Consider the following 19,193-nt stretch of genomic DNA (forward strand, 5'->3'; position numbering starts at 1 on the left):
CAATGGATACTGGCTTTTTTCTTATCTTAGTCATGGCAACGGGAGCGATCGCCCTCGGATCGTTGCTCTATGCCTACCGTCGCAGTCGCGATACCTTTCATCCCATGATTTATCTAGGGCTGATGCTGTTTTTTCTCTACAGCTATATGCCCTTTGAACTGTTGATCAGCGATGGTGAGGCGCTCAAGACCTACCTCTCGGTGCCCCAGTTGGATTATATACAGACGCTGAATCTTCTGGGCGTGTCTAGCCTATGTCTGGGAGTGTTAGTGGGCAGCCGCAACCATCGCTGGAATCCGTTTCAGCACTTAGCGTGGAATTTCTCCCCCCGTACCCAAAAACGTCTAGCGCGGGCAGCGATCGTCCTGGGCATTCTGGGGCTATTGGGATTTGCGGCGGGTATTGTCAATACGGGAGGATTGGTCGCCGCCTACGGTCGTGCCTATGGGGGCGGCTACAGTCGCTCGGGCTATGTGCGCGAAGCGATTTTGCTGACGCTGCCTGCCCTGCTGTGGTTCATGGCTAGCCACTTACAGCGGCCTCTGTCTAAGCTGGATTGGGGTGTGGTGGTGATCTTTGCTGCGCCGCTGTTGATGCATGGATTGCTGGGGGCGCGGCGTGGGCCGACGGCCATGGTGGTGGTGGCGCTGTTGGTGGGCTGGTATCTAATTCGGGGTAAGCGGCCAGGGTTATCTCGAATGCTGGTGGGAAGCTGTATTTTGGGATTTCTGATGCTGTTTTTGGTGTCGAACCGGGGCAATATTTACCTGGGTTCAGATATTTTTAGCTCCCAGTCCCAGCGAGCTCCTACCCAATATATTGGAGCTTATTCGGGTAATGAATTCATCTACGGCGGCGGTACGATTTTGAACGCGGATGCTCTGAACCGCTACTTTTGGGGACGACGATATTTCACCGTATTCTTTATTCGTCCGATTCCCCGTGCCCTCTGGCCCAATAAGTATGAAGACGCAAGCCGTATCCTGGGTATTCCTAACCTAGAGAAAAATTTGGGAACCGGTGGTGAGCAGCTTTTGGAAACCTTGGGTTGGCAAGGTGCGGTGGGTGCAGCCCCCGGCATTATTGCCGATATGTGGCTGGAGTTTTGGTGGTATTTTCTGCTGGTGCTCTTCGGCTTGGGCTGGATGTATGGCGTAGCTTGGCGTAAAGCCGTCACGGTCGGCGGTTTATGGATTCCGGTCTACACCTTGATGATGGCGCTGTCGGTGTATTTAATTATGCAAACCTTGGAGGCCATGGCGTTTCGCTTCCTCTTTATGTCCGGTGCTTCTTGGCTGGTGTGGCGCTACGGTATCGCGGGCGATCGCCCTCCTCTCCCTTCTCCTGCCGCTTCGCCCACCCGTCGTCTGCAGCCCCGCCCATGACCCATTCCCTGGCCTTGATTCACACCCAGTTTGGCCCCTACCACCTGGCCCGACTGCGATCGCTGCGGGCCCACTACCCCGGCCCGGTCTATGCTATCCAACTGGCCGATCAGGAAGCCCTGCGGGATTGGACGGTGGATGCTGATGCCGATCTGATCACCGTGGCGACGGGTACCCTAGAGTCCCTGTCCCCAAGGGCGATCGCCCAATCCTTAGTTCAACAGCTCGATCGCCTCAGACCTGACGCCCTGGTGATTGCTGGCTACCACCACCCTGCCATGCGGGCCGCTTTCACTTGGGCGCGGCGGCAGGGGGCTAGGACGGTGCTGCTGTCAGACTCCCAGGGGCGCGATCGCCCTCGCAATCCTCTGGTGGAAGCTTTGAAGGGAGCCTGGCTGCGTCGTCACTGTGATGCGGCCTTGGTGGCGGGCAGTCGAGCGGCGGCCTATGTAGAACAGTTAGGATTACCCAGCGATCGCCTCTGGCGTGGCTATGATGTGGTGGATAATGGGCAATTTTCTACACCCCTGCCCCTGCCTGAGGTCAATCCCCATTTTCTTTATGTAGGACGGCTGTCGCCGGAGAAAAATCTGCGGCGTTTCCTCCAGGCCTATGATCGCTATCGTCAGCAGGCAGGGGCGATCGCTTGGGATCTAGTCATGGTGGGCAGTGGCCCCCAAGAGGCGGAGCTGCAGACCCTGGCGCAGCAGTTGGATCTGACGGTTCACTGGGCGGGGTTTCAACAACTGGCGGACTTGCCCGCCTACTACCAGGCTGCTGCGGCTTTGGTATTGCCCAGCCTCAGCGAACCCTGGGGGCTGGTGGTCAACGAAGCCATGGCGGCGGGGTTGCCGATTCTGGCCTCAACCCAATGTGGCTGCGTGCCGGATTTGGTGTTTCCCGGCATCAACGGGGCGCTGTTCTCTCCCTGGGATGTGGGGCAATTGGCAGATGTATTGCTGCGCTTCAGTCAGCGATCGCCCTCCCAGCGCCAGCAGATGGGGCAAGCCTCCCAGCGTTTAATTGCCCACTACACTCCCGACCATTGGGCGATCGCCCTCTCAGACTGCGTGCTCTTTGTCCTGGGCGATCGCCGCCCTGAACGACTATGAAACTTTTAATGCTCATTCCCTACCTAGCACCGGTCTATGGCGGCACGGCCCATGTGGTGCCAGAACTGGCGGCCGCCTTGGCTCAGCAGGGCGTGGATGTGGATGTGGTGACTACGGTGGCGGCGGGGGACAAGGTGCTGGCGGTGCCGCTATCCGGCTGGCAATCCCAAGCGGGCTATCGAGTGCGGTATTGTCCCTGTTGGCACCGGGGTGATTTCGTCTGGAGCAGTGCGCTGCTGCTTTGGCTAGCCCGCCATGGTCAAGACTACGACCTGGTGCATAGCCATACCCTCTTTGCCCCCATGCTGGCGATCGCCCATGGGATCTGCCGCTGGCAGCGGTTGCCCTACCTGATGACCCCCCACGGCATGTTAGAACCCTGGGCCCTAGGGCACAAGGCCTGGAAGAAGAAGCTGTATATGGCCTGGGTCGAACGTCCGGCCCTGGCCAAGGCCGGAACTATTCAGGTGCTCAGTCAGCGGGAGGCAGATCAAGTTGCAGCGCTGCGGCTATCCACGCCGGTGGCCATCGTGCCCAATGGCGTTACCCTGCCCCCCGACGTATCGCCCGCCGTCTTTGATGATGCCTTTCCCCTGATTGGCGATCGCACTCGACTTCTCTATCTCGGGCGCATTGATCCGAAAAAAGGACTGGATCAGCTGATCACGGCCTTCGCGGCTCTGTATCGCGATCGCCCCCAAGTTCACCTCATTTTGGCCGGCCCCGATGCCCTCGGCTACCGCGATGCCCTCCAGCGTCAAGCCCGCACCCTGGGTTGCGGGACGGCCATCACCTTTACCGGGATGCTCTCCGGCGATCGCAAATGGGCGGCCCTCCGGGCGGCGGATCTCTTTGTCTATCCGTCCTACTCGGAGGGCTTTAGTTTGGCGATCCTGGAAGCCATGGCGGCAGGATTGCCCTGTGTGATTACCACGGGCTGTAATTTTCCCGAAGCAGCGATCGCCCAAGCCGTGGTGACGGTGGAGCCCGAGCAACCGGCCTTGACCAGTGCCCTGCGCCATCTTCTCAACGATCGAGCCGCGGCCCAAGCCCTCGGCGATCGGGCGCGGGAGTTTGTGCAAAACCACTACACCTGGCAGCACCGCGCCCAGCGCCTCGTGCAGGTGTATCAGTCTCTGTTGGATTAGAACTCTTCCAGTAATCCGCCCAAACGGCTGAGTAGGGGATCGGGTTCGGGCTCCGCTTCCGGGATCTCATCATCGGGAATGGCGATCGCTTCGTCGCTGATCGGCACCTCTCCGTGGGTCACGCCGGGCTCCATCTGTTCCAGGCGGGCAGCTAGTTCATCTAGGCGACTATCGAGGCGGGCGATCGCCCCGGTATCGTCCTGCAACACCTGCTGCTCCACCGAGGCCATCTGCTGCTGTAGCCTGGTCACCTGCTGCTGCAGCTCCATCAACACCAGCACCGCCGCTGACGTCTCGCTGGCCACTAGCCAGCGCTGTAGCCCTTGCTTGCAAAGGTCACTAAAGGACAGACTGGGGTCATCGGCCAAGACTTGCTTAACAGCCTTCAGCAGGGCTTGGTCTGCCTTGCTGCGCTTGAAGGTGACCTGGTAGTCGGGGGCTGGGGCTGTCATGGCCGGCCGGATACCAATTGCTTCGACAGAGACATGATCTGCAGCTCGCCGTAGATATATTGTCCGAGGGCGTTGGCGGTGCGGGAGGGTTTGGCCAAATGTCCCTTGAGTTTGGCTTCTTTCAACAGCGGCCGCAGGTCGCTCCAGAAAAACTCGCCGCCACCGCCGCTGATAATCACGTCGGTCACCCGTTCCGGCAGCCAAGTGACCAAGCGATCGGACAGTTCTCGCGCAAAGCTCTTCTTAAGGCTGGGCAAAATGTCGTCGAGATTGGTGGGTTTGGTGACCCCCTTGGGACGATAGAAGCGATCGCCCTCTGGATGGTTCACCGCTTCAATCAGCGAGAGCGATTGACTGTCGGCTCCCTGAATTTGGGCAGCGACTTGGTCATAAAACTGGCTCATGGCAAAGCCCACACTTTCCGAACTGCCTCGGGCAAACCGGAAACGATCCACCATCAGAAAGTCGGTGGTTTGGTGACCAATATCCACCACCGCAACGGAAAGGTTGGGGAAGTCTGGGCTGGCGGCGCGTTTATCTTGGGCTTCGCTCCAGATCAAGCTGCCGTACCCCTCAGGCATCACCCACACATGGGTAATGTCCAGGCGCACCTCTTGACCGCGATAGATCATCACATGGGGCGATCGCACCAGACTGAGAATGTGCTCTTTCTCGCGATCGAATTGTTCTTGGGAATAGTAGGGCAAGCCTAGCACCACGCCCAATTCGCCCTGCAGACCAAAATATCCAGCGCAGGCTAGTACTTTGATCAAGGCATCATCAATTTTGGATTGGCCGATACCCAGGTCGGCCCCAAAGTCTGCGGCCAGTTGACCGCTGGCATAGCCGCGTCCTTGAAACTCTAGCCAGATATCCAGCAAGGGGTCGGTGGGTTGCCCTTCAAACTGCCCCCGGCGAACTTGTTCTACTGTGAGATGGGCGACATTGGCTTGAATGAGGACAACATCATCGGCATTGCGGCTGATGCAGGCTTTGGTGGATGTCCGCCCTAGATCAACACTGAGTACCGTACTTGGAACCGTGGAGGGTTTGCCAGTCATTGAGATCTACAACCTCTTCAAATACGCGAGAACTAGATATGTACTCAAACCTGGACTATAGCCGACGAGATCGTTCATCTCGCTGTCGGCGATCGCCCCTGACATCATTGAATGCTTCAGGGCGGTACGTCAGTCTTGCTTGCTACCATACCGGCACTGTTACCACACCGGCACGGGCAACGCCTGACACTGTCAGATTAATACATACAACGGTGGAAATGATGAATCAATTTCGCCCAGGGGCAGGGCGATCGCTCAATCCATCTTTTTTGGCCTGGTTTGACCTGGCGATTCAGTACTATTGTACTATGCTGGGGCGATCGCCAAGGTCAAGGTTGCCTGCTTCCTGGGATTTCTGAGAAAAAGCGGCCTGGTTGAGGGGCGATCGCGATCGGCGGCAAGATCTGGCTTAGATTGCCTGAAGTTCTTGATGGATAAAGGTTTTGGGCGGATCTGGCTGGTCTAAAGTCGGTGGTTCAAGGCAAATCTCCCCAGCTTGAGTTGCCCCACTTCTCCGCATTACGTTAAATTTAGTTAAGACCGCTTCTCATCAACCTTGTTAAGCTGGTAATTCCACACCCCCATGCAGTGATGTCTGAATGTTTCGTCTAAGCGTTCTGTCAGACCTCGCTCGTCAGCCAGGCTAGATGCAGGTGCGGGGACATGTAGAGCCGACCTAAGCCCAAGGGGTAACCGGTTGTTCCTACGTCACCCAGTGGGGATGCGGTTATCGATCGGTGGGCGGCTTGCTCCTGTCTCCGGTGGTGTTGATGTAGAGGCATGTGCTGAAGCAACCCTATAGCAACTGTTGACGTACAGATCACAATCACCCATTGAATCTGATTGCAAAACGCATACTCATTAAAGTTAGAGGCTATTTAGATTATGAAACTTTCCTGGAGAGTTATTCTTCTGTGGACGATACCTGCCCTGGTGATTGGGTTCATCTTTTGGCAAGGTGCCTTTTCGTCGCAGGTGGATATGGGGGGGCGGAATGCAGCCAACACCCGGATGACCTATGGTCGCTTTTTGGAATATTTGGATTCTGGACGGGTCACCAGCGTTGATCTCTATGAAGGCGGACGGACGGCGATCGTAGAAGCGACCGATCCTGAGCTAGACAACCGAATGCAGCGGCTCCGGGTTGACCTACCTGGTAACACCCCGGAAATTGTCTCTAAACTGCGCGCCAGAAATGTCAACTTCGACTCCCATCCGCCTCGCAACGACGGTGCTATCTGGGGTCTGTTGGGGAACTTGGTCTTTCCTGTTCTTCTGATTGGTGGACTCTTCTTTTTGTTCCGCCGTTCTAGCAATGCCCCCGGTGGCCCCGGCCAAGCCATGAACTTTGGTAAGTCCCGCGCCCGTTTCCAAATGGAAGCCAAGACTGGTGTCATGTTTGATGACGTGGCGGGTATTGAAGAAGCCAAGGAAGAACTTCAGGAAGTCGTGACTTTCTTGAAGAAGCCAGAACGCTTCACCGCTGTGGGTGCTCGCATTCCTAAGGGTGTGCTGCTCGTGGGCCCTCCTGGAACCGGGAAAACTCTGTTGGCCAAGGCGATCGCTGGTGAGGCGGGTGTGCCGTTCTTCAGTATCTCTGGGTCAGAATTTGTAGAAATGTTTGTTGGGGTGGGTGCCTCTCGGGTGCGCGACCTCTTCAAGAAAGCGAAGGAAAATGCGCCTTGTATCATCTTCATTGATGAAATTGACGCCGTAGGTCGGCAGCGGGGCGCTGGCATTGGCGGCGGTAACGATGAGCGGGAGCAAACCCTCAACCAGTTGCTCACCGAGATGGATGGTTTTGAAGGCAACACCGGCATCATCATCATTGCGGCGACGAACCGTCCTGATGTGTTGGATTCGGCTCTGCTGCGCCCCGGTCGTTTTGACCGTCAGGTCACGGTGGATGCCCCCGATGTGAAGGGTCGCTTGGAAGTGCTGGAAGTCCATTCCCGCAACAAGAAGCTGGCTCAAGAAGTGTCGTTGGAAGCGATCGCCCGTCGGACGCCTGGGTTTACCGGCGCTGATTTGGCCAACCTGCTGAATGAAGCGGCGATTTTGACCGCCCGTCGTCGCAAAGATGCGATCACCATGCGAGAAATCGACGATGCGGTGGATCGGGTGGTGGCCGGCATGGAAGGCACGCCGTTGGTGGATAGCAAGAGCAAGCGCTTGATTGCTTACCACGAGCTCGGTCATGCCATCGTCGGTACCCTGATCAAAGCCCATGACCCTGTGCAAAAAGTGACCCTGATTCCCCGTGGACAGGCCCAGGGGTTGACCTGGTTCACGCCCAATGAAGAGCAAGGGTTGATTTCCCGCGCCCAGCTACGGGCTCGGATCACCGGCGCTCTGGGTGGACGGGCTGCGGAACAGGTGATCTTTGGCGATGCCGAAGTGACCACTGGTGCCGGCAATGACCTACAGCAAGTCACTGGCATGGCCCGACAAATGGTGACCCGCTTCGGTATGTCTGACTTGGGGCCGCTGTCCTTGGAAACTCAGCAGGGAGAGGTCTTCCTGGGTCGAGATCTGATGACGCGCTCGGAATATTCGGAAGAAATTGCCTCGCGCATTGATGCTCAAGTGCGGGCGATCGTCGAGCATTGCTACGAAGAAGCCTGTCGGATCATCCGCGAAAATCGCTTGGTGATCGATCGCTTGGTAGATTTGCTGATCGAGAAAGAAACCATTGATGGCGACGAGTTCCGGCAAATTGTCTCGGAGTATGCCGAAGTTCCTGAGAAAGAGCAGTACGTCCCTCAGCTCTAAGAGCTGCTTGAGTAGAGTTGGTTGGTCGCTTGGTCGTTCCGTATCGAGTTCGCCCTGTGCTCTAGCCTGCTTGTACTTGTAGGGTACGATTGCCCTTGAATCCGCCGTTGTCCTATCCAGGATGCGGCGGATTTTTCATGGGGTGTTGGGTGGACTTTTTTATGGGGCGATCGCTCCCTCAGATCCCGACCTAAAAGCCGACAACGGTCTCAGTTTGATCTAGGCTAGAAGAACGTTATTTCGCCCACCCAAGCCCGATCTGTCATGTCGCCAAAACGTACCCGCAACCAAGAGAAAGTATTGTCTGTGCTGCGAGCCTTGGGGCGGGGTACCTCGGCACAGGATTTATTTGTCGAACTCCGCGATCGCAGCCAGGGTATGGGATTGGCCACGGTGTACCGAGCCCTTGACTCCCTAAAGCTAGAGGGTGTGGTGCAGGTGCGGACGGTGCCTAGCGGAGAAGCTCTGTACAGCCTGATTCAAGAAGATCGCCACCACTTGACCTGCTTGCAGTGCGGCCTGTCAATTGCCATTGATGAATGTCCCGTGCATGAGCTGCAGGAACGCCTGCATGATGCCTATCAGTTCAAAATCTACTACCATACCCTAGAATTTTTCGGGCTCTGTACGACCTGTCAGACGGCTCAGGCATCCATGGGCTAGGGAGATTACCTATGGGGGCTAGAGAGGGCGATCGCCTTCCCAGACAACATCTCTAAAACAGGTCTTCAATCTGTTCCTGAGGACATTTTGTTAGAAATCTTCAGTCAATTTTTCTGGGGCATAACCCACAAAAAATCGTCGGGTGTGTTACCTCTGCGTGATATGATCACCTGTGGTTTGCAAGACTGCGAACCGCTCAGTTTTCTAGTGGCTAAGCTCTGTGAACTCGCCAGACGGATTACCAGAACAAAATGCTTCGCAGGCAGTGGCCGCTCCCGCGCAACTGACACCTGAGCCAGACTCCTCCATGGCGGAGTTTTACCAACTTCAACAAAATTTGCTCATCACCACTCTTGTGATGGCAGGCGTAATTTTTGTGAGTGTTTGGGTGTTTTACACCGTGGCGATCGCACTGAACTATTTACTGGGTGCCTGCGTGGGTGTAGTTTATTTGAGGATGTTGGCCAAAAACGTCGAGGAACTCGGTCGGCAGCGGCAAAAGCTAGGTAGTGCTCGGTTAGCCCTGCTCATAGCCCTCATCCTAGTGGCGTCTCAGTGGAACCAACTGCAAATCATGCCTATTTTTTTAGGATTCCTAACCTACAAAGTGGCCTTGATTACCTACGTCCTCTGGACTAGCTTCGCACCTAGCCTCGATTAACCTCGACACGTCGTGTCTGACAGACTCTTTGGGGAACTTCAACGAATGGACATGCTGAATGATTTGATTACAATTCAACACTTCCCCCTGGCAGAACTGGAAGTCGGCCATCATTTGTACTGGCAAATTGGCAGTCTCAAGCTTCATGGGCAAGTATTCCTCACCTCTTGGTTTGTGATTGCGGCCCTCGTTACCATTTCAGTCTTAGCCACTCGTAACGTTCAGATGGTGCCGTCAGGTGTCCAAAACTTGATGGAATACGCCCTCGAATTCATTCGAGACTTGGCAAAGGGGCAAATCGGCGAAAAAGACTATCGCCCATGGGTACCGTTCATTGGCACCCTGTTTTTGTTCATCTTTGTCTCCAACTGGGGAGGAGCCCTGATTCCTTGGAAGCTAGTTGCTCTGCCTGAAGGCGAGTTGGCTGCCCCCACCAGTGACATTAACACCACCGTTGCCCTAGCGCTCCTCACCTCCTTGGCCTACTTCTACGCAGGCTTTAGCAAGAAAGGACTGGGCTACTTTGGTAACTATGTGCAGCCGGTAGCATTTATGTTGCCGTTCAAAATTATTGAAGATTTCACCAAGCCCCTTTCCCTGAGCTTCCGTCTATTTGGCAACATCTTGGCGGATGAGCTCGTGGTTGGGGTGCTGGTTCTTCTGGTGCCGTTGTTTGTGCCGCTGCCAGTGATGGCGCTTGGGTTGTTCACCAGTGCAATTCAGGCGTTGATCTTCGCTACGTTGGCCGCCGCCTACATCGGGGAAGCCATGGAAGAACACGGGGAAGAGCATGAGTAAGGGCCCCTTGCCCGCTCAGTTGGTTACGTAGGCTGGTTGTCTGGGGCCTGACCTCAGCAGCAGGTTTCGATGTGAGTTTAGTAGCTCTGCTGCACCACTCCATCGCTGATGTACTGTTTGATCGTTGTCTGTTTGTACTCTTAAGTTAGGGAAACATAATCATGAATCCAATTGTTGCCGCCGCTTCTGTTATTGCTGCTGCCCTTGCTGTGGGTCTAGCCGCGATCGGCCCTGGTATTGGTCAAGGTAATGCAGCTGGTCAGGCTGTTGAAGGTATTGCTCGTCAGCCAGAAGCAGAAGGTAAGATTCGTGGTACTCTTCTGCTCAGCTTGGCATTTATGGAAGCACTAACCATCTACGGTTTGGTGGTTGCCCTCGTTCTTTTGTTCGCCAATCCTTTCGCCTAAGTCATCTAATGGTCATTGGGTAGGTCGTTTGTTAACCCCTACCCGATGGCAACTCCGGCTCAAGCTTGTGTTGTTAGGTTGCACAGGTTGACTGTGTGCTGTCGTTTTCCCCAATGTATGATGGGGTGAGAGGATTATGATTCACTGGACAGTTCTACTTGCCGCTGAGGCCGCTGCTTCAGAGGGAGGGGGTGGACTTTTTGACTTAGATGCCACATTGCCCTTGATGGCCATTCAGTTTTTGCTGCTAATGGTGATCTTGAATGCAGTGTTTTATAAACCCCTGGGCAAGAGCATCGACGATCGAGATAACTATATTCGCACCACCCAAGCCGAGGCGAAGGAGCGATTGGAGCAAACCAAGCGCTTAACCCAGCAATACGAGACCGAACTGGCGTCTACGCGTCGTCAGTCTCAAACCGTGATTGCTGAAGCTCAAGCTGCTGCTCAAAAAATTGCTGCAGAGCAAATTGCTCAGGCTCAACAAGAAGCTCAGGCTCAGCGTGAGCAGGTTCAGCGTGAGCTGGATCAGCAAAAGACAGAGGCGCTAGCTTCGCTGGAGTCTCAAGTGGGTGCATTGAGTGAACAAATTTTGGATAAGCTCCTAGGAGCACAGGCTTAACGTCCATTCGATAGGCCGCGCATGTTTGAGGGGAGCCGCACTGGTAGATCATGGCTTAGGCAGTCTATTGGTTTGCCTAGGTGACTAGGAGTGTGCAAGGTTAAGGCTGGGTTGAGTAGATCAACGACGATTTAGGGATCATGGGAACTTTGTATTGGCTAGCTGAGCGAACTGGAACAGTGGTTCTGAAAGCGCCAGAGATTGAAGAAGCCGGGTTTGGCATCAATCTTGATCTTTTAGACACAAATCTAATTAATCTGATCATTATCATTGGGGTTTTGATCTATTTTGGACGGGGCTTCCTGGGTAAGTCTCTTTCAGAGCGGCGATCGCGCATTGAATCTGAGATTCGTGAGGCTGAGGAACGCAAGAAATCAGCCGCGTCGGCTTTAGCTGAACAGCAGCAAAAGCTGGCTCAAGCGAAGGCTGAAGCAGCAAAAATGCTCAGCGCTGCGGAGACCTCTGCTCAGGCTGCTCGTGACTCGATCTTGGCGGAGGCGGAGCGGGATATTTCTCGTCTGCGAGAAGCTGCAGCTCAAGACTTGACCTCTCAGCAAGAACGCATCATGCGAGAGGTTCGTAATCAAGTTGTCGCGATGGCGATGCAGCAAGCAGAATCTCAACTTCGCAATCAGATGGATGATGCCAAGCAGCAACAGCTGGTAGACCGTAGCATTGCTATGTTGGGAGGCAAGTCATGAACGATAGTTTAGTCACGGCTGAGATTCTAGAGCCCTATGCTCAGGCCTTGATGTCACTGGCTCAGGGGAACGACCTCGTTGATCCGTTGAGTGATGATGCCGCTGGTCTGTTGGAGCTTTTGAAAGAGTCGCCTGACCTAGGGCAATTTTTGTCGAGCCCCATTGTGGGCATCCCTCAAAAAAAGGCAGTCCTACGTCAAGCTCTGACTGATCAAGTTCATCCCTACATGATGAATTTCTTGCTGCTGTTGGTGGATCGCCGACGCATCTCGTTCATTGAAGGGATTTGCAGAAAATATCAATCCCTGGTTCGAGAGTTGAAGAAGACGGTGCTGGCTGAGGTTACGTCGGCCGTGCCCCTATCGGAATCTCAACAGGATGCTGTTCGTGCGCAGGTTCTAAGCCTTACAGGTGCGCAGCAAGTTGAGCTTGAACTATCGCAGAATCCGGACTTGATCGGTGGCGTTGTGATCCGAGTTGGCTCTCAAGTGATTGATGCGAGCCTTAGCGGACAGTTGCGACGCATCGGTCTTAAACTCAGCGTCATCAGCTAGCCTTCGATGAACTCATCTGGCTGCGGGTGAGTGAATTTGTCAGTACTAAACCCAATTAGACACCGTTCGTTGAGAGAAAATCCCTATGGTAAGTATCAGACCCGACGAAATTAGCAACATTATTCGTCAGCAGATTGAGCAATACGACCAAGACGTTAAGGTCTCTAACGTTGGTACCGTGCTTCAGGTGGGTGATGGCATTGCCCGCATCTATGGTTTGGAAGGAACCATGGCTGGTGAACTTCTAGAGTTTGAAGATGGCACGGTGGGTATCGCGCTGAACCTAGAAGAAGACAACGTTGGTGCTGTGTTGATGGGCAATGGTCGCTCCATCCAAGAAGGCAGCACCGTGACCTCCACCGGCCGGATTGCGGAAGTGCCGGTGGGTGAGGCCATGGTTGGTCGGGTGGTGGATGCCCTAGCGCGCCCCATCGACGGCAAAGGCGACATCAGTACCACCGAAACCCGCCTGATCGAATCCATGGCTCCTGGGATTATTGATCGGAAGTCGGTGTATGAACCGATGCAAACCGGAATTACGGCGATTGACTCCATGGTGCCCATCGGCCGCGGCCAGCGGGAGTTGATCATTGGCGATCGCCAAACCGGTAAGACCTCCGTGGCGGTAGACACCATCCTCAACCAAAAGGGTGAAGATGTGATCTGCGTGTACGTTGCTATTGGTCAAAAGGCATCTACCGTGGCTCAGGTGGTGGAAGTGCTGCGTCAGCGCGGTGCTTTAGACTACACCATTGTGGTTGCTGCTAACGCTAATGCTCCGGCAACCCTGCAATACCTAGCGCCCTACACCGGTGCGACCTTGGCGGAATACTTTATGTATAAAGGCAAGGCAACCTTGGTGGTCTATGATGACTTGTCCAAGCAAGCTCAAGCCTACCGTCAGATGTCCTTGCTGCTGCGTCGTCCGCCCGGACGGGAAGCCTACCCTGGCGATGTGTTTTACCTCCACTCTCGCTTGCTAGAGCGGGCTGCGAAGCTGAGCCCTGAGCTAGGTGAAGGCAGCATGACCGCGTTGCCGATCATCGAAACCCAAGCCGGTGACGTCTCCGCCTACATTCCCACCAACGTGATTTCCATCACCGATGGTCAGATCTTCCTCTCCTCTGACCTGTTCAACTCCGGTCTACGCCCTGCGATTAACGCTGGTATCTCCGTATCTCGGGTAGGTTCGGCGGCTCAGATTAAGGCGATGAAGCAGGTGGCTGGTAAGGTGAAGCTAGAGCTAGCTCAGTTTGCTGAACTAGAAGCTTTCTCCCAGTTTGCATCGGACTTGGATAAAGCCACCCAACAGCAGTTGGCTCGGGGACAGCGCTTGCGCGAACTGCTGAAGCAGCCCCAATACTCGCCCCTACCGGTGGCTGACCAAGTGGCTGTGATCTATGCTGGCATTAATGGCTACATGGATGACCTGGATCTGGATAAGGTAACCAGCTTTGTGAAGGGTTTCCGGGATTATTTAGCCAACAGCAAGCCCAAGTTTAGTGAGATTGTTCGGGCTGAGAAGAAGCTGACCGATGAGGCAGAAACCATCCTGAAAGAAGCGATCGCTGAATACAAGCAAACCTTCATGGCGATGGCGTAACAGAGTCGAACGGGAGGGGCTGAGGATCGCACTGATCTGCCCCTCCTTGTTGATATGGTTTTGTCTCCTCCAATCTTCGGGTTTTAGCTATGCCAAATCTCAAAGCGATTCGGGATCGAATTAAGTCGGTCAAAAATACTAAGAAAATTACGGAAGCGATGCGGCTCGTCGCAGCAGCCAAGGTGCGGCGTGCCCAAGAGCAGGTGACGGCGACCCGTCCCTTTGCCGATCGCTTGGCGCAGGTGCTGTACGGTCTACAGTCTCGCCTGCAGTTTGAGGAAGCGGATTTGCCGCTGCTGAAAAAGCGGGATGTGAAAACCGTGGGTCTGTTGGTGGTGTCGGGCGATCGCGGTCTGTGCGGTGGCTATAACGCCAACGTGATTAAGCGGGCTGAATTGCGCATCAAGGAACTTAAGGCTGAAGGGCTGGACTATAAGCTGGTGATCGTTGGGCGTAAAGCGAATCAGTATTTTACCCGCCGAGAACAGCCGATTAGCAAGTCGTTCACCAATCTAGAGCAGGTGCCTACGGCATCAGAGGCCTCGGCGATCGCTGATGAACTGCTCTCGCTGTTTCTCTCCGATTCAGTGGATCGGGTGGAGTTGATCTACACCAAATTTGTGTCGTTGATTAGCTCTCGTCCGGTAACTCAAACCTTGCTGCCCCTCGATCCTCAGGGCTTGGAAGCAGCCGATGATGAGATCTTCCGGTTGACGACTCGCGCCGGTGAATTCCAAGTCGAGCGGCAAAAGGTGGAGGCAGCTCCCCAAACACCCCTGCCCCAAGACATGATTTTTGAGCAGGATCCGGTGCAAATTCTAGACGCCCTCCTGCCCCTCTATCTAAACAACCAGCTCCTGCGCGCTCTGCAAGAGTCTGCGGCCAGTGAGCTAGCTGCCCGGATGACGGCGATGAACAACGCCAGCGACAACGCTAAGCAGTTGATTACCTCCTTGTCCTTGTCCTACAACAAGGCGCGTCAGGCAGCCATTACCCAGGAAATTCTAGAAGTGGTGGCGGGCGCAGAAGTCCTCAACTAGCGATCGCTGCTTTCTAGACACACCCTTCAGAATCAACTACAGCGCAGAATCCCTTGGGGTTCTGCGTTTGTCGTAGTGCCGTATCGTCGTAGGATCAAAGAAACCCTTTGGATAGCTGGATCATGAGTGCGATCGCCCTTCAAGTAGCGCAGCAGATTGGAGCAGAGCATGTGGTGCCGTGGGAGTCCCTCGACCCGACTCTGCAGGCTCAACGTCAGATCGCTGCCCCTAACGTTGCGGCGATCGCCTACCCGCCTACCCTTGAGGCTCTTCGTGATCTCGTGGCCTATGCCCATCACCATCGCTGGGCGATGCTGCCCATGGGCCAGGGTACGAAGCTCCATTGGGGGCCGCCGCTGCAGGGGGAGGCGATCGCCATCAGTACGGCGAAGCTCAACCAGGTGATTGACCATGCAGCGGGGGATTTAACCGTAACGGCCCAGGCCGGCGTCAAGCTTGCCGATCTACAGCAACAGTTGGCTCAATCGCGGCAGTTTCTAGCGATCGCCCCCCACTACAGCGCATCGGCGACCCTCGGCGGCATCGTGGCCACGGCGGATACCGGATCTCTGCGCCAGCGCTACGGCGGCGTGCGGGATATGCTCATCGGCATTTCTTTTGTGCGGGCGGATGGCCAGGTGGCTAAGGCCGGGGGACGGGTGGTTAAAAACGTAGCCGGTTACGACCTGATGAAACTGATGACCGGTGCCTACGGTACCCTGGGCATCCTCACCCAGATGACTTTTCGTCTCTATCCCTTGCCAGAGACCTCGGAAACGGTGGTGTTGGTGGGCGACTCGGCGGCGATCGCCACGGTGCTGCATCAGATCCGCCAATCCTCCCTCAGCCCCGTGGCGTTGGATGTCCTATCCCCGTCCTACGTTAGCGCCTTAGGCTTGGGCCAGGGAACGGGGTTAGTGGCTCGCTTCCAGAGTATTCCTGTGAGTGTGTCCCAACAGATGGCCCAGGTGACAGCGTTAGCCCAAGCGGCGGGTTTAAGCAGCGATCGCTTTCAGAACCAGGACGACGTCAGTCTATGGCAACGATTACAAGAAAAATGGGACGGAGCCGCCGCTGCATCGGCGATCGCCTGCAAAATAGGAGTATTACCGGCCCATGGGGTGGCTAGCTTGGATGCGATCGCTCAGATGTGGCCAGCCAGTCTAGGACTCATCCATGCTGGTAGTGGTCTGGGTTGGTTGAGTGGTGAGATAGACAGCATCACCGCCACGGGAATGACCCAGGTGCGATCGCACTGCGTCGCCCACGGTGGCTTTCTCTCCCTGCTGTCGGCACCGCCAAGCTGGACAGGCCTCGATCGCTGGGGCTATGCCGGCAATGCCCTACCCCAGATGCAAGCCATCAAGGCTCAGTTTGACCCCCACCATTTACTCAACCCCGGTCGCTTTGTGGGTGGCCTGTAGCCGCCCTGCCCAACTCGTGAGTGTTCGCCATGACCGCCACCCCCTCCTCCACCGATCGCCCTGCTCTGAAGCTTGATACCAGCTTCCCCGGTTTTGATGCTCAGGATCCGCCCGAGCAATCCCTGATCGATGCCTGTGTGCATTGCGGTTTTTGCCTGACCACCTGCCCTAGCTATCGGGTGATTGGCAAAGAGACCGACTCGCCCCGTGGCCGCATCTATTTAATGGATGCGATTAATAAGCAGGATGCTCCCCTGGCCACAGCCACCTCCCAACATTTCGATACCTGCCTGGGCTGCTTGGCCTGCACCACCGCCTGCCCCTCCGGTGTGCAATACGATAAGCTGATTGCGGCCACCCGCCCCCAAGTGGAGCGCAATGTGCCCCGCACCCTCAGCGATCGCCTCTTCCGACAGTTAATTTTCACCCTCTTCCCCCACCCCGATCGCCTGCGGATGCTGCTGCCGCCGCTGTACCTATACCAAGCCTTGGGATTGGGCAAGCTGGTGAAAGCAACGGGATTGCTGAAGCGGATCTCGCCGCGCTTGGCTGCCATGGAATCTCTATTGCCAACCGTGACCGCCCAATCGTTTCAAGATACGATTCCTGAGGTGATTCCCGCCCAGGGCGACACCCGCTATCGAGTCGGGATGATTTTGGGCTGTGTGCAGCGCCTCTTCTTCAGTGATGTGAATGAATCCACGGCGCGGGTGCTGAGCGCCAACGGCTGTGAGGTGGTGGTGCCCAAGATGCAAGGCTGTTGCGCGGCCCTGCCCCATCACCAAGGCCAGGAAGAAGCGGCTCGGGATCTGGCCCGGCGGATGATCGACAGCTTTGAGGATACGGGCGTCGATGCCATCATTATCAACGCGGCGGGCTGTGGTCATACCCTGAAGGAGTATGGGCATTTGCTCAAGGATGACCCTGAGTATCGTGAACGGGCGATCGCCTTCTCCCAAAAGGTGAAAGACGTGCAGGAATTTTTGGTGGATATTGGGCTGACCGCGCCCCTATCGCCCCTCAGCCCTGAACCGCTGACCATTGTCTACCAAGATGCCTGCCACCTGCTGCATGGGCAGAAAATTAGCGCGCCGCCCCGCCAACTGTTGCTGAGTATTCCCGGTGTCACGCTGCGGGAGCCGGTGGACGCGGCCCTCTGCTGTGGCAGTGCCGGGGTGTATAACATGCTGCAGCCTGAGATCGCTGAAGAATTAGGGCAGCAAAAGGTGGAGAATTTGATCAACACCGGCGCGCAGTTGATTGCCTCATCCAATCCTGGCTGCTCTCTGCAAATCCAGAAACATCTGGAACACCAAGGCATCGCCATGCCGCTCTTCCACCCCATTCGTCTGCTGGACTATGCGATTCGTGGTGTTTCTCTACCTCTGTAGCGATCGCTTGCCATCCCCAAATGTTGAGAAAGGTTGCGTTCCTGCTCCCTCCTTGCCCAAGGGCGAAAACCCTTGCGGTATGGTAATCAAAGTGCCAACACTGCTGTACCTGAATTGAAAGCTGCTTTAGTATGACCTCGGTATCTCCCCAAAAACCCCACCAAAAAGCCAGGGCCCTCAAACCCACGAGCCGCCGTCCGGCCAAGGAACTCTGTAGTGAATGTGGCCTATGCGACACCTACTACGTTCACTATGTGAAAGAGGCCTGTGCGTTTATTAACCAGCAAATTGCTGACCTAGAGCAGCAAACCCATGGGCGTAGTCGCAATCTAGACGAGCCGGATGATTGGTACTTTGGGGTGCGCCAAGACATGATGGCGGCACGCAAGACTGAGCCGATCGAAGGGGCGCAATGGACAGGTATCGTCAGCTCCATCGCCATCGAGATGCTCAATCGCGGCCTGGTGGAGGGGGTGGTCTGTGTACAAAATACAGCCGAGGATCGCTTCCAGCCCATGCCGGTGATTGCCCGCACGCCGGAAGATATTCTGGCAGCTCGGGTGAATAAACCGACCCTATCGCCTAACCTGTCGATTCTAGAGCAGGTCGAGCAATCGGGGATGAAGCGGCTGCTGGTGATTGGCGTGGGTTGCCAGATCCAGGCCCTGCGGGCGGTGGAGAAACAGCTTGGCTTAGAAAAACTCTATGTGCTGGGTACTCCCTGCGTAGATAACGTCACCCGCGCTGGCCTGCAGAAGTTTTTAGACACCACCAGCCGCTCGCCGGATACGGTGGTGCATTACGAGTTTATGCAAGACTTCCGGGTGCATTTTAAGCATGAGGACGGTTCGGAAGAAACCGTGCCTTTCTTTGGGCTCAAAACCAATCAGCTTAAGGATGTGTTTGCTCCCTCCTGCATGAGCTGCTTTGATTATGTGAACTCCCTTGCCGATCTGGTGGTGGGCTATATGGGTGCGCCCTTTGGCTGGCAGTGGATTGTGGTGCGCAATGAGCGCGGCCAGGAATTGCTAGACGTGGTGCAAGATCAGTTACAAACCCAGCCGGTGATGTCCCAGGGCGATCGTCGCGCTGCAGTGCAGCAAAGTATCCCCGCCTACGATAAGGGCGTCACCTTGCCCATGTGGGCGGCGAAGCTGATGGGCGTGGTGATTGAGCGGATTGGCCCGAAGGGGTTGGAATATGCCCGCTTTTCCATCGATTCCCACTTCACCCGCAACTATCTCTACACCAAGCGCCAGCATCCTGAGAAATTGGAGGCCCACGTGCCAGACTATGCCAAGCGCATTGTTGACCAGTATGAGTTGCCGCCATCTTGAAGCGGTTCACCAGGGCTTTGTCCAATCGGGCTGGACTGGATCCGCCAGCTTAGGCTCTGAGA

The 19,193-nt window shown here is 55.6% G+C and carries 19 protein-coding genes; 17 read left to right on the forward strand and 2 right to left on the reverse strand.

Features of this window, described 5'->3' with window-relative positions; genetic code table 11:
- The first annotated feature begins 2 nt into the window (after positions 1-2).
- Genes JUJ53_RS21295 through JUJ53_RS21305 form a run of 3 tightly spaced genes read left to right on the forward strand, consistent with a single transcriptional unit; the run spans position 3 to position 3,645 of the window.
- Positions 3-1,385 (forward strand): hypothetical protein, encoded by a 1,383-nt coding sequence (locus JUJ53_RS21295; protein ID WP_204154033.1) that lies wholly within the window; start codon positions 3-5, stop codon positions 1,383-1,385.
- Positions 1,382-2,497 carry a glycosyltransferase family 4 protein gene (locus JUJ53_RS21300; protein ID WP_204154034.1) on the forward strand — a complete coding sequence of 372 codons (1,116 nt, stop codon included), beginning with the start codon at positions 1,382-1,384 and terminating at the stop codon, positions 2,495-2,497. The genes JUJ53_RS21295 and JUJ53_RS21300 overlap by 4 nt, the downstream gene beginning before the upstream one ends.
- Positions 2,494-3,645: a glycosyltransferase gene (locus JUJ53_RS21305; RefSeq protein WP_204154035.1), complete on the forward strand. Its 1,152-nt coding sequence runs from the start codon at positions 2,494-2,496 to the stop codon at positions 3,643-3,645. The genes JUJ53_RS21300 and JUJ53_RS21305 overlap by 4 nt, the downstream gene beginning before the upstream one ends.
- Here the strand turns inward: JUJ53_RS21305 and JUJ53_RS21310 are convergent.
- Positions 3,642-4,097: a hypothetical protein gene (locus JUJ53_RS21310; protein WP_204154036.1), complete on the reverse strand. Its 456-nt coding sequence runs from the start codon at positions 4,095-4,097 to the stop codon at positions 3,642-3,644. The two genes, JUJ53_RS21305 and JUJ53_RS21310, sit on opposite strands and share 4 nt — an antisense overlap.
- On the reverse strand, positions 4,094-5,158 hold the full coding sequence (locus JUJ53_RS21315; RefSeq protein WP_204154037.1) for a ParM/StbA family protein: 1,065 nt from the start codon (positions 5,156-5,158) through the stop codon (positions 4,094-4,096). Before JUJ53_RS21315 ends, JUJ53_RS21310 begins: the two co-directional genes overlap by 4 nt.
- A 38-nt stretch (positions 5,159-5,196) precedes the next feature.
- Here JUJ53_RS21315 and JUJ53_RS21320 point away from each other — a divergent pair, with 38 nt between their 5' ends.
- From JUJ53_RS21320 to JUJ53_RS21385, 14 genes are all read left to right on the forward strand, one after another.
- Complete coding sequence (locus JUJ53_RS21320; protein WP_204154038.1) at positions 5,197-5,517, forward strand: hypothetical protein; 321 nt, start codon at positions 5,197-5,199, stop codon at positions 5,515-5,517.
- Positions 5,518-6,043: 526 nt separating this feature from the next.
- Entirely contained in the window at positions 6,044-7,930 is a 1,887-nt protein-coding gene (ftsH2, locus tag JUJ53_RS21325; RefSeq protein ID WP_204154039.1) for an ATP-dependent zinc metalloprotease FtsH2, read from the forward strand.
- A 264-nt stretch (positions 7,931-8,194) separates the two neighbouring features.
- Positions 8,195-8,593 (forward strand): Fur family transcriptional regulator, encoded by a 399-nt coding sequence (locus JUJ53_RS21330; protein ID WP_204154040.1) that lies wholly within the window; start codon positions 8,195-8,197, stop codon positions 8,591-8,593.
- Between the two features lie 265 nt (positions 8,594-8,858).
- Positions 8,859-9,254 (forward strand): ATP synthase subunit I, encoded by a 396-nt coding sequence (locus JUJ53_RS21335; RefSeq protein WP_343328011.1) that lies wholly within the window; start codon positions 8,859-8,861, stop codon positions 9,252-9,254.
- Between the two features lie 51 nt (positions 9,255-9,305).
- Positions 9,306-10,052: a F0F1 ATP synthase subunit A gene (atpB, locus tag JUJ53_RS21340; RefSeq protein ID WP_204154175.1), complete on the forward strand. Its 747-nt coding sequence runs from the start codon at positions 9,306-9,308 to the stop codon at positions 10,050-10,052.
- A 161-nt stretch (positions 10,053-10,213) separates the two neighbouring features.
- Positions 10,214-10,459 carry an ATP synthase F0 subunit C gene (atpE, locus tag JUJ53_RS21345; RefSeq protein WP_204154041.1) on the forward strand — a complete coding sequence of 82 codons (246 nt, stop codon included), beginning with the start codon at positions 10,214-10,216 and terminating at the stop codon, positions 10,457-10,459.
- A gap of 136 nt (positions 10,460-10,595) precedes the next feature.
- Positions 10,596-11,081 carry a F0F1 ATP synthase subunit B' gene (locus JUJ53_RS21350; RefSeq protein ID WP_204154042.1) on the forward strand — a complete coding sequence of 162 codons (486 nt, stop codon included), beginning with the start codon at positions 10,596-10,598 and terminating at the stop codon, positions 11,079-11,081.
- Positions 11,082-11,221: 140 nt separating this feature from the next.
- Positions 11,222-11,782, forward strand: a complete 561-nt coding sequence (locus tag JUJ53_RS21355) for a F0F1 ATP synthase subunit B (RefSeq protein WP_204154043.1) — start codon at positions 11,222-11,224, stop codon at positions 11,780-11,782.
- Entirely contained in the window at positions 11,779-12,336 is a 558-nt protein-coding gene (gene atpH, locus JUJ53_RS21360; RefSeq protein WP_204154044.1) for an ATP synthase F1 subunit delta, read from the forward strand. The genes JUJ53_RS21355 and atpH overlap by 4 nt, the downstream gene beginning before the upstream one ends.
- Positions 12,337-12,421: 85 nt before the next feature.
- Positions 12,422-13,939, forward strand: coding sequence for a F0F1 ATP synthase subunit alpha (gene atpA, locus JUJ53_RS21365; RefSeq protein WP_204154045.1), 1,518 nt, complete (start codon positions 12,422-12,424; stop codon positions 13,937-13,939).
- A gap of 89 nt (positions 13,940-14,028) precedes the next feature.
- Positions 14,029-14,979, forward strand: coding sequence for a F0F1 ATP synthase subunit gamma (locus tag JUJ53_RS21370; protein ID WP_204154046.1), 951 nt, complete (start codon positions 14,029-14,031; stop codon positions 14,977-14,979).
- 107 nt (positions 14,980-15,086) lie between these two features.
- Entirely contained in the window at positions 15,087-16,403 is a 1,317-nt protein-coding gene (locus JUJ53_RS21375; protein WP_239125261.1) for an FAD-binding oxidoreductase, read from the forward strand.
- A 29-nt stretch (positions 16,404-16,432) separates the two neighbouring features.
- The gene (locus tag JUJ53_RS21380; protein WP_204154047.1) at positions 16,433-17,794 is read left to right on the forward strand and encodes a heterodisulfide reductase-related iron-sulfur binding cluster; all 1,362 of its coding nucleotides are present in this window, start codon (positions 16,433-16,435) and stop codon (positions 17,792-17,794) included.
- Positions 17,795-17,925: 131 nt separating this feature from the next.
- The gene (locus tag JUJ53_RS21385; protein WP_204154048.1) at positions 17,926-19,131 is read left to right on the forward strand and encodes a Coenzyme F420 hydrogenase/dehydrogenase, beta subunit C-terminal domain; all 1,206 of its coding nucleotides are present in this window, start codon (positions 17,926-17,928) and stop codon (positions 19,129-19,131) included.
- Positions 19,132-19,193: the final 62 nt, after the last annotated feature.

It is taken from the genome of Leptolyngbya sp. CCY15150 (genome assembly GCF_016888135.1).
Classification (GTDB): domain Bacteria; phylum Cyanobacteriota; class Cyanobacteriia; order RECH01; family RECH01; genus RECH01.

Excerpts from the sequence above, each read along its gene's own strand:
- JUJ53_RS21295 (WP_204154033.1), top strand. The coding sequence starts at position 3 with ATGGATACTGGCTTTTTTCTTATCTTAGTCATGGCAACGGGAGCGATC.
- JUJ53_RS21300 (WP_204154034.1), top strand. The coding sequence starts at position 1,382 with ATGACCCATTCCCTGGCCTTGATTCACACCCAGTTTGGCCCCTACCAC.
- JUJ53_RS21305 (WP_204154035.1), top strand. The coding sequence starts at position 2,494 with ATGAAACTTTTAATGCTCATTCCCTACCTAGCACCGGTCTATGGCGGC.
- JUJ53_RS21310 (WP_204154036.1), bottom strand. The coding sequence starts at position 4,097 with ATGACAGCCCCAGCCCCCGACTACCAGGTCACCTTCAAGCGCAGCAAG.
- JUJ53_RS21315 (WP_204154037.1), bottom strand. The coding sequence starts at position 5,158 with ATGACTGGCAAACCCTCCACGGTTCCAAGTACGGTACTCAGTGTTGAT.
- JUJ53_RS21320 (WP_204154038.1), top strand. The coding sequence starts at position 5,197 with ATGTACTCAAACCTGGACTATAGCCGACGAGATCGTTCATCTCGCTGT.
- ftsH2 (WP_204154039.1), top strand. The coding sequence starts at position 6,044 with ATGAAACTTTCCTGGAGAGTTATTCTTCTGTGGACGATACCTGCCCTG.
- JUJ53_RS21330 (WP_204154040.1), top strand. The coding sequence starts at position 8,195 with ATGTCGCCAAAACGTACCCGCAACCAAGAGAAAGTATTGTCTGTGCTG.
- atpB (WP_204154175.1), top strand. The coding sequence starts at position 9,306 with ATGCTGAATGATTTGATTACAATTCAACACTTCCCCCTGGCAGAACTG.
- atpE (WP_204154041.1), top strand. The coding sequence starts at position 10,214 with ATGAATCCAATTGTTGCCGCCGCTTCTGTTATTGCTGCTGCCCTTGCT.
- JUJ53_RS21350 (WP_204154042.1), top strand. The coding sequence starts at position 10,596 with ATGATTCACTGGACAGTTCTACTTGCCGCTGAGGCCGCTGCTTCAGAG.
- JUJ53_RS21355 (WP_204154043.1), top strand. The coding sequence starts at position 11,222 with ATGGGAACTTTGTATTGGCTAGCTGAGCGAACTGGAACAGTGGTTCTG.
- atpH (WP_204154044.1), top strand. The coding sequence starts at position 11,779 with ATGAACGATAGTTTAGTCACGGCTGAGATTCTAGAGCCCTATGCTCAG.
- atpA (WP_204154045.1), top strand. The coding sequence starts at position 12,422 with ATGGTAAGTATCAGACCCGACGAAATTAGCAACATTATTCGTCAGCAG.
- JUJ53_RS21370 (WP_204154046.1), top strand. The coding sequence starts at position 14,029 with ATGCCAAATCTCAAAGCGATTCGGGATCGAATTAAGTCGGTCAAAAAT.
- JUJ53_RS21380 (WP_204154047.1), top strand. The coding sequence starts at position 16,433 with ATGACCGCCACCCCCTCCTCCACCGATCGCCCTGCTCTGAAGCTTGAT.
- JUJ53_RS21385 (WP_204154048.1), top strand. The coding sequence starts at position 17,926 with ATGACCTCGGTATCTCCCCAAAAACCCCACCAAAAAGCCAGGGCCCTC.